Source organism: Haloarcula sp. DT43, from assembly GCF_037078405.1.
Lineage (GTDB): Archaea > Halobacteriota > Halobacteria > Halobacteriales > Haloarculaceae > Haloarcula > Haloarcula brevis.
In genome coordinates, this window is sequence record NZ_JAYMGZ010000001.1 from 267,276 (window position 1) to 282,426 (window position 15,151).

A 15,151-nucleotide genomic window follows, 5' to 3' on the forward strand; every position below is an offset into this window, starting at 1 on the left:
GGCGTCTTCGACAGCGGTCGGTCAAGCGCGCCCGAGGCGAAGCGGGGTGAATCGAAAGCGGTTAGACAGTGACTCGCCTGCGCCGACACAGTGACCGAGTCCCGCGAACTGTACGCGCTGTATTTCACCCGCTTTGCGAACTCCTTCGGCATCGTGACGCTGCTGACGCTGCTGCCGACCTACATCGACCTGCTGGACCCGCAGGGTTTCGTCCTCGGGATGTTCGCGACGGGGCTGACGCTGGCCCAGGCGGGGACGGTCGTCCCGGTCTCGTACCTGGGCGACCGCTTCGACAAGCGCTCGATTCTCGTCGGCGGCCTCGTCCTGGCCGCGCTAGTGTACGGCCTCTTTCCGCTGGTCGATTCGAGCTGGGAGTTCGTGTTCGTTCGGGGCCTCCAGGGCGTCGCGGCAACGGTCGCGGGCCTCCTCGGTCTCGCGCTCGTGGGCCAGCTGGCCCGCGACAGCGAGCGGGGCACCACTATCGGCACGTCGAACGCCTGGCGGTTCGCCGCGGCTATCGGCGGGTCGCTGTCGGCCGGCGCGCTGTACGACCGGTTCGGCTTCGACGCCGTGTTCGGGCTGTTGCTGGTCATCTGCAGCGCCGCCGCGCTCGCGGTCTGGCTGTGGGTCGACCCGGACGAGACCACGACCGAGGGCTTCGCCTTCGCCGACCTGGCGATGAACCGCCGCATTCTCACTATCACGAGCTTCCGCGCCCAGTACGCCGTCGCGGTGACGCTGGTGCGGACGTGGGTCCCCATCTTCGCCGGCGTCGCCGCCGCGAAGGGCGGCCTCGGCTACAACGCGGCGATAAACGGCGTGACGGCGGTCGCGGTGGTACTGGCCGCCGAGAAGTTCACGAACATGCTCGCACAGCCCTACACCGGGTCGCTCTCGGACCGCTTCGGGCGCGCGCGGTTCGTCTTCGTCGGCGGCCTGTGCTACGGCGCGGTCGCGCTGGCGGTCCCGTTCACGCCGGCCGTCGGTGCGGCGCTGGGCCTGCCCGAGAGCTACCCGTTCTTCGGGTCGCTGTCGGCCGCGTTCCTCCCGCTGGTCGTCCTGAACGCCCTCCTCGGTGTCGCCGACTCCATCCGCGAGCCGGCGAGCATGGCGCTGTTCGCCGACGAGGGGTCCGGTAGCGGCGTCGCGTCCAGTTTCGGCGTCCGCTCGCTGGTGTGGCGGCCCGGGTCGGTGCTCGCGCCGCTGGCCGGGGGCTGGCTGACGACGAACGCGGGGATGGAGTGGGTGTTCTACCTCGGCGCGGCCGCGGCCTTCACCGGCGTCGCGGCCTTCATCGGCATCCTCACCTACCAGCACGGGCGGGGCGGGCTGGCGGAGTGGTGACTACAGTTCCTCGGCGACGACCGGCGCGGCGCTGACGACGCTGGCGGCGCGTTCGAGCGTGTCCGTCCCGTAGACGGCCTCGACGCCGGCGCTGTTGAGCTTCGTCAGCGCGTTGCTCGCCAGCATCGGATGGACGCAGGTAACGAACACCCGCTGGGCGTTCCGGTCGTCGAGGACGCCCACGGACTCGCTCATCGTCGACCCCGTGGCGATGATGTCGTCGACCAGCACCACGTCGCGGCCGTCGACCGGCGCGTCGCTGGGGCGGATGTCGATGTCGCCGGTGTCGTAATCGCGCTCCTTCTCGAAGAAGTCGGTCCCGCCCTCGCCGTAGGCGTCCCGGACCGTCTCGGCGAGGTCGATTGCGCCCTCGTCGGGCGAGAGGAAGAGCGGGTCGTCCAGGGCGTCCGGGAGCGGGTCGGCGAGGACGCTCGCGACGTCGACGTGGGCGGCCGGCACGTCGAAGAAGTCACAGACGGCCGGCTCGTGGGGGTTCACCGTCACCACGCGGTCGGTGCCGGTCGAGATAGCGCGGGCCACTGCCCGCGAAGAAACCGGCTCGCCGGGCTTGAACGCCTCGTCCTGGCGGGCGTAGCCCATGTACGGGAGGACGGTGACGACCTCGCTCGCGCCGGCCTCGCGGACCGCGTCCTGCAACTGGAGCACCTGTACGTGCGCGTCGCTGTCGACGGTCGAGGCGACGACGACGGCCCGCTCGCCCGAGACCGTCTCGGGGACCCGGACGACGTGCTCGCCGTCGGGGAACCGCTCGTACTCGACCCGCCCCAGCCGCTCGCCGGTCGCCTCGGCGAGGGCCGCTGCGAACGCTTGCGTGTCAGCCCCGGGGATAATCATGTGCGGTGGGTGGCTGTCCGGGCTAAACCCTGTTTCGGTTCCGCAACAGCGTCCGACGAGACGTCCCGCGGCCGCACCCCATCAGGCCACGGCGACGCCGACGACGTCGGGGACGCCCAGCGAGCGCTGCCGCCAGCCGCCCTGGCCGTCCGCCGTCGCCTCGGCCACGGTCGCCACGAGGAAGGTCCCGTCCTCGGTGATGGCGTAGGTGTCGTCGCCGTGAACCACGTCGACCACGCGCTCGTCGACGGGGAGGGCACACGGCTCCCACGCCCCGTCGGTCCGTTCGTAGAGCCCGTCCGCCGCGGCGGCGTGGACGCGGTCGCCGTCGGCGGCGACGGCCCGGTGGCTCCCCGAACGGACCTCTGTCCAGTCGTCGCCCGCGCGGCGGTAGAGCCCGCTCTCGGTCGCGGCGTAGCCGGCGGCCACGTCGGTCACGTCGGCCAGCCCCAGCCGGTCCAGCGAGGGAAGGGCGTACACGCCGTCGGCCGCGGCGAGCAGGCCGCCGTCGATGGCGCGCACGCCGTCGACGGCTCCGAGGGCAGTCCACTCGCCGTCGGCGTAGCGGGCGACGCGGCCGTCGCCGGCCGCGAGCAGTCCGTCGCCGTCGTAGCCGACCGCGGTGGCCGGGCCGAACCCGGTCGGGACGAAGCCGTCGTCGGTCGAGACGAGCACGTCCTCGTCGGTGGCGACCGCGACCTCGCCGCTCGCGCCGGCCACGTCGCGGGCGGTACAGCGCTCGCTCAGGCTGAACCGGCCTATCTGGCCGCCGGCGGTCTCGACGCGGGTGACGCCCAGCCCCGACGCGACGTACGCGTGGGTCTCCGGGCGCTTCTCCCCGTACATCCGCTTCTCCGACAGCGCGATGTCGTCGTCGCTCACTTCATATCGCCTCTTTGTACGCTTCGAGCGCATTCTCTATGTCTTCACCTGTGTGGGCATCACAGATGAACTGTGACTCGAACTGGTTCGCCGTGAGGAACACGCCCTGCTCTTTCATCGCGGGCCAGAACAGCCGCTCCCACCGCTCGGTCTCGGCCTGTGTCACGTCGTGGCCGGTCTTCGGGCAGTAGTCGAAGCGGGGGCAGGACTCCCGCTGCTGACAGCCGGCCTCGCAGTGGCCGTCGAAGGAGTCCGGCCCGTCGCGGGTGAAGATGACCTTGAACATCGAGTCGCGGCCGACGACGGTGTACTCGGGGGCCTGGTCTTCGAGGATGTCCTGCAGGCCCGACCGGAGGCGTTCGCCCAGCGCGTTGACGTGGTCGTATACGTCGTGTTCAGCCGCATACCGTAGCGTCTCCAGTCCGGCGGCCATCGTGACGGGGTGGCCGGAGAACGTGCCGGACTGGAACACGTCGCCGGCGGGCGTGAACTGCTCGATGATTTCGCTCTTGCCGCCGATTGCGCCCACGGGGAAGCCACCGCCGACGATTTTCCCGAAGGTAGTGATGTCGGGGTCGATGCCGAACGCGCCCTGGGCGCACTGCAGGCCGCCGACGCGGAAGCCGGTGATGACCTCGTCGAAGACCAGCAGGGAGCCGTGGTCGTCACACAGTTCGCGCAGGGTCTCGTGGTAGCCCTCGACCGGGTGGACGATGCCGTAGTTCCCGAGGATAGGTTCGGTAAGGACTGCGGCGATGTCGTCGCCGTGTTCCTCGAACACTTCGCGGGCGGCTTCCTCGTCGTTGAACGGCACGGTCAGCGTGTGCTCGGCGAAGCTCTCGGGGATGCCGGGGCTGGAGGGTGCGGTGTGGTCGCCCTCGCCCTCGACCAGCGTCGACTCCTGTGCGCCGTGGTAGCCGCTCTGCATGACGACGATTTTGTCCCGTCCGGTGTAGCCACGAGCGAGTCGGACCGCCGAGACAGTCGCCTCGGTCCCGCTGTTGACGAACCGCAGCATCTCGACGCTGGGGACGTGCCGGGTGACGAACTCGGCCAGTTCGACCTCGACCTCGGTGGGCGCGCCGTACATCGGCCCCTCGGCGGCGTGTCGCTGGATGGCCGACTGGACCTGGTCGGGCAAGCTGTGTCCCAGCAGCAGCGGCCCGTAGCCCATGACGAAGTCGATGTAGCGGTTGCCGTCGGCGTCGACGACGTGCCCGCCGTCCCCCTTCTCGACGAAGAACGGGTAGGGCCGTGTCGCCCGCACGGAGGAGTTGACGCCGCCCGCCAGCACCGACAGGGCGCGGTCGTACAGCGCTCGTGACTGCTCGTGGTTCATACGCGGCCGTTTGACCGCTGCCAGAAAGAAACTGTTGTTAGCCGTCTGTGCGATTCTGCCGAGCGGACCGGGTGCCAGCGAGGCGGGCTGAACGGATGTCCGGATTCTCTCGGAAAGAAACGCTTTCGTAAAGAGTTACTGTTTTACACTGCGTGTTCATCTACATAGCTAACAGAATGCTAGCCGAATGTGCTGGAATACCGTGTATGAGTGGACGGACGGGCGTCTTTGTGGCGCGTGATTCGCTGTGAGCGACTGGGTCCCGACCACCTGCATGCGCTGTGCCGTCGGCTGCGGGCACATGCACCGGGCCGCGGACGTGGGGTACGGCATCGACACGGCCCGCGGCGACGCGGCGCACCCGGTCAGTCAGGGGCTGGCGTGCTCCCGCGGCATCAGCGAGAGCCAGGACCCCGACGGCGAGTGGCTCTCGCGGCCGATGGTCCGCAGCGACGGCGAACTCCGCCAGACCACGTGGGACGTGGCGCTGGCCCGCGCCGTCGAGGGGCTCCAGGCCGTCCACTCGCGCGACCCGGATTCCGTGGCGATACTCGGAAGTGGGCAACAGACCAACGAGGCCGCCTACGCGCTCGGGAAGGTCGCCCGCGGCGGCTTCGGCACGCGCAACTACGACGCGAACACGACGCTGTGCATGGCCAGCGCCGTCACCGCCTACTACCAGGCGTTCGGCAGCGACGCGCCGCCGTGTACCTACGCCGACATCGGCGAGGCCGACCGCCACGTCGTCTGGGGCGCGAACCCCGCCGTCGCCCACCCCGTGATGTTCCGCTGGATTCGCCAGGCCGCCGACGAGGACGACGTGGAGATAGTCGTCGTCGACCCCGTCCGCTCCGAGACGGCCGAGAACTCCGAGCACCACGTCGCACCCGACCCCGGGAAGGACCTCGCGCTGGCCCGGGCCGTGCTCGCCCGCATCGTCGAGACCGAGCGGGTCGACCGCGAGTTCGTCGCCGAGGCGACCGAGGGCTTCGAGGACCTGCTGGCCTCGCTTCCGGATGCCGCGGTTGCGGCCGACGAGGCCGGCGTCGAGATGGCCGACGTGGACCTGCTGGCCGAGGCGCTCGACCAGCGGGCGCTGGTCTACTGGGGCATGGGCATCAATCAGCACGTCCAGGGGACCGAGACCGCGCGCGCGCTCATCGACCTGACGCTGGCGACGGGGAACCTCCGGCCCGGCGGCGGGCCGTTCTCACTGACCGGCCAGGCCAACTCCATGGGGACCCGCATCTGCTCCTCGAAGGGCTCCTGGCCCGGTCAGCGCGCCTTCGAGGACCCCGACCACCGCCGCGTCGTCGCCGACCACTGGGACGTGCCGGTCGACCGCCTGCCGGACGACTCCGGTCCCGGGCCGGTCGGGATGCTCGAAGACGGCCCCGAGGCCGTCTGGACGGTGGCGACGAACCCCGTCGCCGGGATGCCCGAGGCCGAGAGCGTTCGTGAGACGCTCGACGACGCCTTCCTCGTCGTGCAGGACGCCTTCCACACGGAGACCGTCGAGGTCGCGGACGTGGTGTTGCCCGCGGCGACGTGGGGCGAGAGCGAGGGGACGACGACGAACATGGAGCGGACCATCTCCCGGGTGCGAGCGGCGACCGACGTGCCGAGCGGCGTCAAGCCGGACCTCGACATCATCGCCACCATCGGCTCGCGGCTGTTCCCCGGCCTGTTCCACGACGACACGTCCCCGGACCCGGAGGCGATATTCGACGAGTTCACGGCGCTGACCGAAGGCACCGTCGCGGACTGCTCGGGCATCACCTACGACCGGCTCGACGACGTGCACGCGGTGAGGTGGCCCGCGCCCGACGAGGACAGCGTCGGCGGCTACCGCTACTACGACGACGGCGAGACGTGGTCGTTCCCCACCGGCACTGGCCGCGCCAAATTCTCGACGGGCCGCCAGGGCGCGCTTCCGGAACCGACCGACGAGGAGTACCCGCTGACCCTTACCACCGCCCGCGAGGCCGACGGCTACAACACTGGCGTCCGGTCCCGCGGCGGCGAGGCCGGGCCGCTGGTGGCCCGCATCAACCCCGAGACGGTCGAGGACCACAGCGGGCTCGTCACCGACGGGACCCTGACCGTCGAAACGCGCCGCGGCTCCGCGACGGTCGCCATCGACCGGGACGAGGGCGTCCCCCGCGGGATGGTGTGGTTGCCGATTCACCACCCGGCGACGAACCGGCTGACGCTCTCGGACCGGGACCCCCAGTCCGACGAGCCGAACTTCAAGCAGTGTGCCGCCCGTCTCGTCGCCCCCGAGGCCGAACTGCCGCCGGCCGCGGCCGACTGACCGTTCGGTTTCAGTGTTCGCCGACCGCACGAACCGCGCGGTCGCAGCGCTCGTCGCCCCAGCGCGTAGAAAAGTCGAAGCCGCGTCTCAGTCGCTCCCGAGCGTGCCGCTCCGCGGGAGCCCGTTGCGAGTCACCGTCGACGAGGTGTCGGGCGTCGCCAGTCGGACGGCGCACTGTTTGTAGTTCGGCTCGTTGGACTCGGGGTCGACGGCCGGCAGCGTCAGCTCGTTGACGGCGGTGTTGTGGATGTCCATCCAGATGGTCCCCGGGGGGACGGCGTCGTCCGGCGCGAGGTCGACGGTCACGCTGCCCCGCCGCGACTCGACGACGGTCCGGCCACGGTCGAACAGCTGGACGTACTGGCCGGCCGTCTCGGGGTGGATGCGGGCCGTCGGGATGTCGTCGTTCGCTCCCTCCGCCCTGACGTCCGTGTTGTACGCCTCCGCGCGCCGCCCGGTCGTCAGCGTCAGCGGATAGGTCGCGTCGGTCGGCTCGGGCAGCCCCTTGTACGTCGGCTCCGTGAACTGCGCCAGCCCGGAGTCCGTCGGGAACGACCACGTCTCGCCGTCGTCCGCGTTGGGGTCGTAGTAGCGGTACCCGCCTTCCGTGGACTCGTCGGGCGCGGGCCAGCGGACGGCCAGTTCCGCGTCGAGGCGGTCGTAGGTGATGCCCGAGCAGTCGGCGACGGTGCCCTCGGTCAGCGCCGCGAACTCGTCGAAGACGGTCTCCGGGTCGATTGGCGGGTCGTCGAACAGCGTCTCGTCGAGGCGGTTCCCGATGGCGGCGATGATGTCGAGGTCCTGCCGGACGCTGTCGACCGTCTCGGTCACGGCGCTGACCTTCGAGACGCGCCGTTCCATGTTCATCGTCGTGCCCTCGCTCTCGCCCCACGTCGCCGCGGGCAGGACCACGTCGGCGTACTCGACGGTTTCCGAGTGGAACGCGTCCTGCACGACGAGGAAGACGTCGTCGAGCGACCGCCTGACGTTCGTGGCGTCGGGCATCCCGACGACGGGGTTGGTGGCGACGGCCCAGACGGCGTCGATGTGGCCGCGGTTGATTTCGTCGACGATGCCGACCGGGCCGGGGCCGGGCGACGCCGGCAGCCGGTCCAGCGGCACGTCCCAGTGGTCGGCGACTGCCGTCCTGTGGTCGTCGTCGGTGAACGGGCGGTGCCCGGGCCAGGCCTCCTTCGAGGAGACGACCCGTGCGCCCATGGAGTTGGCCTGGCCGGTCAGCGAGAACGGGCCGCTTCCGGGCCCCATGTTCCCCGTCGCCAGACACAGATTGATGAGCGACCGCGCGGCGTCGGTGCCGTTCGTGCTCTGGTTGACGCCCATGCCCCAGTAGACCAGCGTCCGGTCTTCGAAGGCGTCGGCCAGCGCGTCGACGGTCTCGACGGGGACGCCGGCCGTCTCGGCGGCGCACTCGACCGGCGGGAGCGAGGCACGGAGGTCCTCGTAGCCGTCGGTGTAGTCCTCGACGAACGCGCGGTCGACCCGCCCGGTCTCGACCAGCCGCGCGAGGACGGCGCGTGCGAGCTCCACGTCCGTCCCGGCTTCGAGCTGGACGCACAGGTCGGCGTCGGTGGCGGTCTCGCTTCGCACCGGGTCGACGACGACGAGACGGCTGTCCGGCTCGCTCGCGCTGTCGAGAATCCAGCGGTAGAGGACGGGGTGTGCCGCGGCCGGGTTCGCACCCCAGACGAGATGCGTCTCCGCTTTCGGGATGTCGTCGTAGGTACACGGCGGCGCGTCGCTACCGAAGGCGTCGTAGTAGGCGGTGACGGCGCTGGCCATGCACAACGTCGTGTTCGCGTCGAAGTACTCGGTCCCGATGCCGGCGCGGGCGACCTTCCCGAGCGCGTAGGCGGCCTCGTTGGTCTGTTGCCCGCTTCCGAGGACTGCGATTCTGTTCGGGTCCTCCGCGATGGTCTGGATGAACTCCGAGGCGACGATGCCCAGTGCCGTCCGCCAGGATGTCGGCTTGAGTGTGTCCCCGCGCCGGACCAGCGGCTCGGTGAGCCACTCCCCGTCCGGGTTCTCGGTTTCCCTGATACCGCGCTCGCAGGCGAGCCCGTTCGAGACGGGGTGGTTCCGGTTCCCGCGAACTGTGTCGATGCCGTACCCCTCGTCGACGCCACGCTGTTGCTGTCCACAGCCCACGGCACACCGCATGCAGGTGGTTGGCTTCCAGTAGTTCATCTGTCGGAACAGTTCGCCGTCGGGACGGCACGCTGATTTCGGGTAACGAAGCGCGTTCGGCCGCTGGCCGGCGGGTTCCGGACCAGACCGCGCGAACGCGAGTCGTTCCGTCGTTCGTCTCTCATTGTGATGGTGGACAGGTACGCATCTCGCGTTCGTTCACGATACTGCCCTGTATATAGGGGATATTCATATGAGCAGCCGAATAACACTTTCGTTGAACGAAAATATTGGAAAAATCACGACAACTGGTCACACGGAATCGGTCGCCGCGCAGGTCGCACCCGCTCGGACGAGGTCCGTCGGGACGGTCACGAGCACTCCGCTGTCAGACTGAACGGGAGCTTCAGTCCCTCTGGACCGAATATTCCACCGTCTGCGGTGCGAACACTCCAACCAGTGTCGCGTCAGACGAGCCCGATTGACGATTACACACTCGAATCGGCGACTTCGTTGACGTTCGTAAGAATCGCTCGCCCGGCCGGGACAGAAACGGCTGGATTGACGGGATGTCTGAATAGGCTCTAAATATTCCGATTTTGTAAACGAACATCGTTATAATCCTCTGTTCGATAGCATATACTGAGTCAATGTGTTCGAACGTAGTGGAAAATCGGCGCAAAGATGGCAGATTTCAACTAATGATCGGTAACAATTGCCGCTCGACGACGGTCACGGAGGTGTCACGATGGGACTGATCAAGATGACGAAGTATCGGACGCTGTTGCTGGCGACCATCGGGTTCAACTTCTCCTTTCTCATCTGGTTCTCGTTCGCGCCGTTCACGGGACCGATTGCCGACGAGTTCGGGCTGACGACGGCCGAAATCGGCATCCTCGCCAGTTCGGCCATCTGGATGGCTCCCTTCGGCCGGATGCTGACCGGCTGGCTCTCGGATAAGTTCGGCGCGCCGGCAATCTTCGCTATCGTGCTGGCGTACGTCGGCGTGTTCTCGATTGCGAGCGCGTTCGCGCAGGACTACTCTCTGTTCTTCGTGACGCGGCTCATCGTGGCGACGGCGGGCATCACGTTCGTCATCGGCATCCAGCACGTCGCCGAGTGGTTCGAAGAGGAGAACCTCGGACTGGCCGAGGGCATCTACGCCGGCGTCGGCAACGCCGGTGCGGCGGGCGGCGCGCTCGTCCTCCCGCGCGTCTTCGGCACGGGCTGGAGCGGGCCGCTGTTCGCTACGAGCTGGCGGGCCGCCTTCTTCTACACCGGTATCGTCTCCATCGTCCTGGCCGTCGCGTACTACACGCTCGGCGAGGCCGCGAAGACCGCGGAGAAGCGCCAGGCCACCAAGGACAACGCGAGCTTCAAGGACTGGGTCCACACGGCGACCCGTTACGGGACCGTCGTCCTCGCGCTGGCGTACGTGATGTCGTTCGGCCTCGAACTCTCGATGAACGGCTGGCTCGCCACCTACTACCGCGAGGCGTTCAATCAGGACAACCTCGTCGTCGCGAGCACGTTCGCCGCGACGTTCTCCGTCGCCGCCGGCCTCCTGCGCCCCATCGGCGGCTACGTCAGCGACGTACTCGCCCGCAAGGAGAAGGACATCCTGCCGTTCTTCACGGGCCGCTACCGCGAGCAGTGGACGTTCGTCACGCTGTGTTTCATCGTCGTGACGATGTTCGCGATGACGCTCGCCGGGCTCTCGGGCGTGCTGATGAACGCCGTCGTCATCGGCTTCCTCGTCGGCACGGCCTGTGCCTTCGCCGAGGGCTCCATCTTCGCGATGGTCCCCTCGATGTTCCCCAACAGCTCCGGCGCGGTCGCGGGCGTCGTCGGCGGCGTCGGCACCGTCGGCGGAATCATCTACCCGCTGATCTACTCCGCCCCGTGGCTGGCGAACCTCCACCTCGGCTACTCCATCGTCGCGGCCTCGATGATTCCCATCGTGTTGCTCGCGGCGTGGGTGTTCCAGCCGGAAATCGCGCAGGTCGCCAACACCGCCGGCTTCGTCGGCGGGTCGGGCAGCACGGAGACGGTTCCGTCCGGGGACGACTGATGCGCTCGGCAGTGGTCCTCGCGGGCGGGCACTCGACACGCGCTAGCGAGACCGGCGGGGCGACCGCCGATTTCGACGGCGAGCCGATGATTCGCCACGTCGTGGCCGGGGTCAGCGACGCCGTCGACGAGGTGGTCGTCAACTGCCGCGACGACCAGCGCGCGGCCATCGAGGCGGCGCTGTCCGGACTGGACGTGCGGTTCGCCTTCGACCCGGTCCCCGACGGCGGCCCGGTCGCGGGCATCCGAACCGGCTGCCGGGTCGCGCGCGGCGAGTGGACGTTCGTCACGCCCTGCGACCGGCCGTCCGTCTCCACCGCGCTCCCCCAGCAACTGTTCGAGGCCGCGGCCGGCGACGGCGCGGTCCCCCTCGTCGGCGGCAGCCCGCGCCCGCTCTCGGCCGTCTACGACACGCGGGCGGCCATCGAAGCCTGCGAGACGACCATCGGGCTCGGCTCGCCGGCCGTCTCGGACTTCCTCGCGCGGCTCTCGCCGGTCACCGTTGCGGACCCGGTTCCCGAGCACGCGTTCGACGGGTTCGACACGCCAACCGCGCTCCGTGTCTCCAGGGACCGGTCCGCGTAACCGGTCGACACGGCCGTCTGACCGCGCCGCCGTCCGTCGGTTTTCTCGCCTGTGCAGGCCCCGGGAGCGACGCCTCGCTCGCCGCCGAACACTTCTGGACACTCGTCCGCCCGAGCGGGCCTGACCGGTCGTTCGTCAAACGCCCCGCTTTATCACCGCCGTCTCGGCGCCCTTCTTGACGGTCGTTCGCTAACGCGACCCTACGTCCGTCTTTGTCAACGAATAGGGTTTTACCCCTCCGAATAAAACGTTCAGCCGTAAATTAGCGGACATTCGAACATATATGAGCGATAAAATAATACGCACTTTCGAAACGGGAGGGCACTGACGATGCCACACAAGAAAGAAGAGATAAAGGGCGAACTGTACGGCGACGCCGTCCGGGAGAAGCTCGAGGAGTTCGCCGAACAGGGCTGGGAGTCGATTCCCGAGGACGAGCGCGAGGAGTGGTTCTCGCGGTTCAAGTTCTGGGGCGTGTTCCACCACCGCGGCGGTCAGGAGTCGTACTTCATGATGCGGCTGACAAACTGCGGAGGAATCCTCGAACCCGACCAGCTCCGGGCCATCGGTGAGGTCGCCCGCGACTACGCCAAGGGCCCCGCCGAGAATCCCGAGTTCGGCAACGGCTGGATAGACCTCACGACGCGCCAGTCCATCCAGCTCCACTGGCTCAAGCTCGAGGACATCCCCGAGATATGGGAGAAGCTCGAAGCGGTCGGCGTCTCCTCGCGCTCGGCGGGCGGGGACACGATGCGCAACATCTCCGGCTGTCCCGTCGCCGGCAAGGCCGAGGAGTACGTCGAGTCCCGCCCCATCTTAGACGAGATTCAGGAGACCATCCGGGAAGACGACGACCTCTGTAACATGCCCCGGAAGTTCAACATCTCCGTGTCGGGGTGTCGCCAGGGGTGTGCCCAGGATAGTATCAACGACATCGGGCTGGAACCGGCCCACAAGTTCGTCGACGGCGAGGAGGTCGAGGGGTTCAACGTCCGCGTCGGCGGCGGCCTCGGCGGCCGCGAACCGCGCGAGGCCCGCCCGCTCGACCTGTTCGTCCGCCCGGAACACGCCGTCGAGACCGTCCGGGCGTTCGTCGAGTACTACCACGAGGAGGGCAACCGCCAGAACCGCTCGAAGAACCGCGCGCGCTTCTTCGTTGACGAGCACGGCACCGACGCCATCCGGGAGGCACTCGACGAGCGGCTGGACTTCGAGTTCGAGACCGCCGGCACGGACTTCCGTGGGGAGTACACGTACAACGCCGGCAAGCCCATCGAGTACGGTGCCCACGACCACGTCGGCGTCTACGACCAGGAGGACGGGAAGAACTACGTCGGCCTCTCGGTCCCCGTGGGCCGGCTCTCTGCCGAGGACGCAATCGAGCTAGCGGACCTCGCCGACGCCTACGGCTCGGGCGAGGTGCGGCTGACCCGCCGGCAGAATCCGCTCGTCATGGACGTGCCCGACGACAAGCTCTCGAACCTGCTCAACGAGCCGCTGCTGGACAAGCACTCGCCCGAGCCCAACCCCTTCGTCCAGGGCGCGATGGCCTGTACCGGGACGGAGTTCTGCTCGCTGGCGCTGACCGAGACGAAGGCCCGGATGGCCCGCCTGCTCCGCTGGCTCGGCGACAACGTCGACGTGCCCGACGACGTGGACCGAATCAAGATGCACTTCTCGGGCTGTACGGCCGACTGCGGGCAGGCGATGACGGCCGACATCGGCCTGCAGGGGATGCGCGCCCGCAAGGACGGCCAGATGGTCGAGGCCGTCGACGTGGGCGTCGGCGGCGGCATCGGCGAGAACCCGTCGTTCATCGAGTGGGTCCGCCAGCGCGTGCCCGCCGACGAAGCGCCGGGCATGATAAAGAACATCGTCGAGGCCTACGCGGCGCTGCGCTCGGAGGGCCAGACATTCCAGGAGTGGGTCGACGCCACTGGTCACGAGACCATCGTGGAACTGGCTGAACCCCACGAGGTCGAGGGGTACACCGACCCCTGCCTGACCGACGGCAAGCAGTCCTGGTACCCCTTCGACGACGGCGAGAGCCCCGCCCCGACCGACGCCGAGGGCCAACCCATCTCGGCGGACGACTGACCATGCCGGACAGTTCGACCGACGGCGACGGGGCGTCCGACCCGTCGGAATCCGCGGTCCAGGGGGTGGCATACGACGTCGCACCGGAGCTACTGGAGTAACGCGGCCCCGGCTCCGAGAGCCGGTCCAGGGACGTGACACGCCCGGCGTGTCCGTCTCTTCTCGGGGACTGCTCGTGTCCACGTCCCCGCTTTTTCCGTCGACGGTAAAACTGTCGAGCCGCCGGCTCTCGGCGAAAGCGCGCTCAGTCGAGAATGTCGCTGGCTTCGGTGTCGACCGCCACGTCGGTGTCGAGGTCGATGTCCTGAATGAGCGCCACCAGGTCCTCCAGTTCGGGGAACGTGTACACGGTCATCCCGAGGTCGCCGTCGTCGACGGTGATGCGCGAGTCGACGACGAACACCAGGTCCGAGTCCGGCCAGCCACCCATCTTGTCGACGATGCCGTCGGCCGGCCCGAACACGAAGTTCGGCGTCCCCATGTCGATGGTCGTCTCCAGCACGTTGGCCCAGCCGTCGATGAACGCCGAGGTCATGATGTTGCCGATTTCCTGCATCGCCGACCGCTCCATATCGGAGAACTCCTCGCCGTCGCTCGGGTCGCCCATCCCGCCCATCATCGCGCCGGCCAGCCGCTTGCTGTCGGCCGGGTCAAGCAGGAACAGGACGTAGCCGTACGGCGGTTCGTTCAGTTCGACGTAGATGCCGACGCTCCTGTCGTCGCCGATGTGCGTTTCGACGTCTTCGATGTCGAGAAAATTAATCTGTGAGGTCCGAACCGTCGCGTCGAGCCCGGTCAACTGACCGAGGTTCTCGGCGACCGTCCCCGACCCCTCCTTTGCCATCTGATTGAAAAGGTCCAGTTTCCGCACGTCGACTTTCAAGCCCATACCTACCCGAGCGTCGCAAGCGGCTTAACGCCACCGCTGGGTACCGCTTTCGCCAGCGCTCGGGACTCTGGCCGTCTGTCGCGCCCCTCAATCTTCGCCTATTGGACCGGCCGCTCGACGGACTAGCCGGTGTCCGTTACGGCGACGAAAAACAGAACCGCAGGCGCGTTCAGGCGTCAGTCCCGTCGACCGGGAACTGCTCGTGTTCACAGACCGTGTTCAACACGACTGACGTCGAGGCAGAGCGGATGTCCTCGTCGGTCAGCAGCGTCTTTATCCGCTCGTTCATCGACTGCGTGTCGGTGAACTTCCCGACGGCCACGATGTCGTGGTCGCCGGTCACTTCGTAGACCGCGATCATCTCGCGGCGGTTACGTAACTGCTCCACCACCCGTCCGAGCCCGTCGCCCTCGACGGAGAGCTGGAACACGGCGGTCACGTCGTACCCCAGCGCCCCGTAATCGATGTCGACGGTGTATTCGTCGATCACACCGGTCGCCTCCAGGTCGTCCATCCGGCGCGAGACCGTGGTCGCCGCGATGCCGGTCGCCGCGGCGACGTCACGGGCGCTCGCACGGCCGTCCTGGAGCAGTGCGTTCACCACCTGCCTGTCGGTATCATCGACCATTTC

General features: G+C 68.3%; 11 protein-coding genes. 5 read left to right on the top strand and 6 right to left on the bottom strand.

What is annotated here, in order from left to right; all coding sequences use genetic code 11:
• The first annotated feature begins 90 nt into the window (after positions 1-90).
• A complete protein-coding gene (locus tag VI123_RS01435; RefSeq protein WP_336336295.1) occupies positions 91-1,344 on the top strand; it encodes an MFS transporter in 1,254 nt (417 codons plus the stop codon).
• Here the strand turns inward: VI123_RS01435 and prs are convergent, their stop codons facing one another.
• From prs to hemL, 3 genes are all read right to left on the bottom strand, one after another.
• Positions 1,345-2,199, bottom strand: a complete 855-nt coding sequence (gene prs, locus VI123_RS01440) for a ribose-phosphate diphosphokinase (protein WP_336336296.1) — start codon at positions 2,197-2,199, stop codon at positions 1,345-1,347. It lies immediately after the preceding gene.
• Positions 2,200-2,280: 81 nt separating this feature from the next.
• Complete coding sequence (locus tag VI123_RS01445; protein ID WP_336336297.1) at positions 2,281-3,081, bottom strand: HVO_0234 family beta-propeller protein; 801 nt, start codon at positions 3,079-3,081, stop codon at positions 2,281-2,283.
• 1 nt (position 3,082) lies between these two features.
• Positions 3,083-4,420, bottom strand: a complete 1,338-nt coding sequence (gene hemL, locus VI123_RS01450; protein ID WP_336336298.1) for a glutamate-1-semialdehyde 2,1-aminomutase — start codon at positions 4,418-4,420, stop codon at positions 3,083-3,085.
• 274 nt (positions 4,421-4,694) lie between these two features.
• On the opposite strand from hemL, the gene nasA (VI123_RS01455) reads away from it, so the two are divergent.
• Positions 4,695-6,734: an assimilatory nitrate reductase NasA gene (gene nasA / locus VI123_RS01455; protein WP_407066981.1), complete on the top strand. Its 2,040-nt coding sequence runs from the start codon at positions 4,695-4,697 to the stop codon at positions 6,732-6,734.
• Between the two features lie 87 nt (positions 6,735-6,821).
• On the opposite strand, the gene nasA (VI123_RS01460) is transcribed toward nasA (VI123_RS01455), so the two are convergent.
• Positions 6,822-8,939 carry an assimilatory nitrate reductase NasA gene (gene nasA, locus VI123_RS01460; protein WP_336336300.1) on the bottom strand — a complete coding sequence of 706 codons (2,118 nt, stop codon included), beginning with the start codon at positions 8,937-8,939 and terminating at the stop codon, positions 6,822-6,824.
• Between the two features lie 688 nt (positions 8,940-9,627).
• On the opposite strand from nasA (VI123_RS01460), the gene VI123_RS01465 reads away from it, so the two are divergent.
• From VI123_RS01465 to VI123_RS01475, 3 genes are all read left to right on the top strand, one after another.
• Entirely contained in the window at positions 9,628-10,950 is a 1,323-nt protein-coding gene (locus tag VI123_RS01465; RefSeq protein WP_336336301.1) for an MFS transporter, read from the top strand.
• Positions 10,950-11,534 (top strand): molybdenum cofactor guanylyltransferase, encoded by a 585-nt coding sequence (locus VI123_RS01470; protein ID WP_336336302.1) that lies wholly within the window; start codon positions 10,950-10,952, stop codon positions 11,532-11,534. The genes VI123_RS01465 and VI123_RS01470 overlap by 1 nt, the downstream gene beginning before the upstream one ends.
• A gap of 330 nt (positions 11,535-11,864) precedes the next feature.
• A complete protein-coding gene (locus VI123_RS01475; RefSeq protein WP_336336303.1) occupies positions 11,865-13,631 on the top strand; it encodes a nitrite/sulfite reductase in 1,767 nt (588 codons plus the stop codon).
• 244 nt (positions 13,632-13,875) lie between these two features.
• On the opposite strand, the gene VI123_RS01480 is transcribed toward VI123_RS01475, so the two are convergent.
• Together VI123_RS01480 and lrp are read right to left on the bottom strand one after the other, a co-directional pair.
• Positions 13,876-14,520, bottom strand: coding sequence for a chemotaxis protein CheC (locus VI123_RS01480; RefSeq protein ID WP_336336304.1), 645 nt, complete (start codon positions 14,518-14,520; stop codon positions 13,876-13,878).
• Positions 14,521-14,689: 169 nt separating this feature from the next.
• Positions 14,690-15,148, bottom strand: coding sequence for an HTH-type transcriptional regulator Lrp (gene lrp / locus VI123_RS01485; RefSeq protein ID WP_336336305.1), 459 nt, complete (start codon positions 15,146-15,148; stop codon positions 14,690-14,692).
• Between the last annotated feature and the right edge of the window lie 3 nt (positions 15,149-15,151).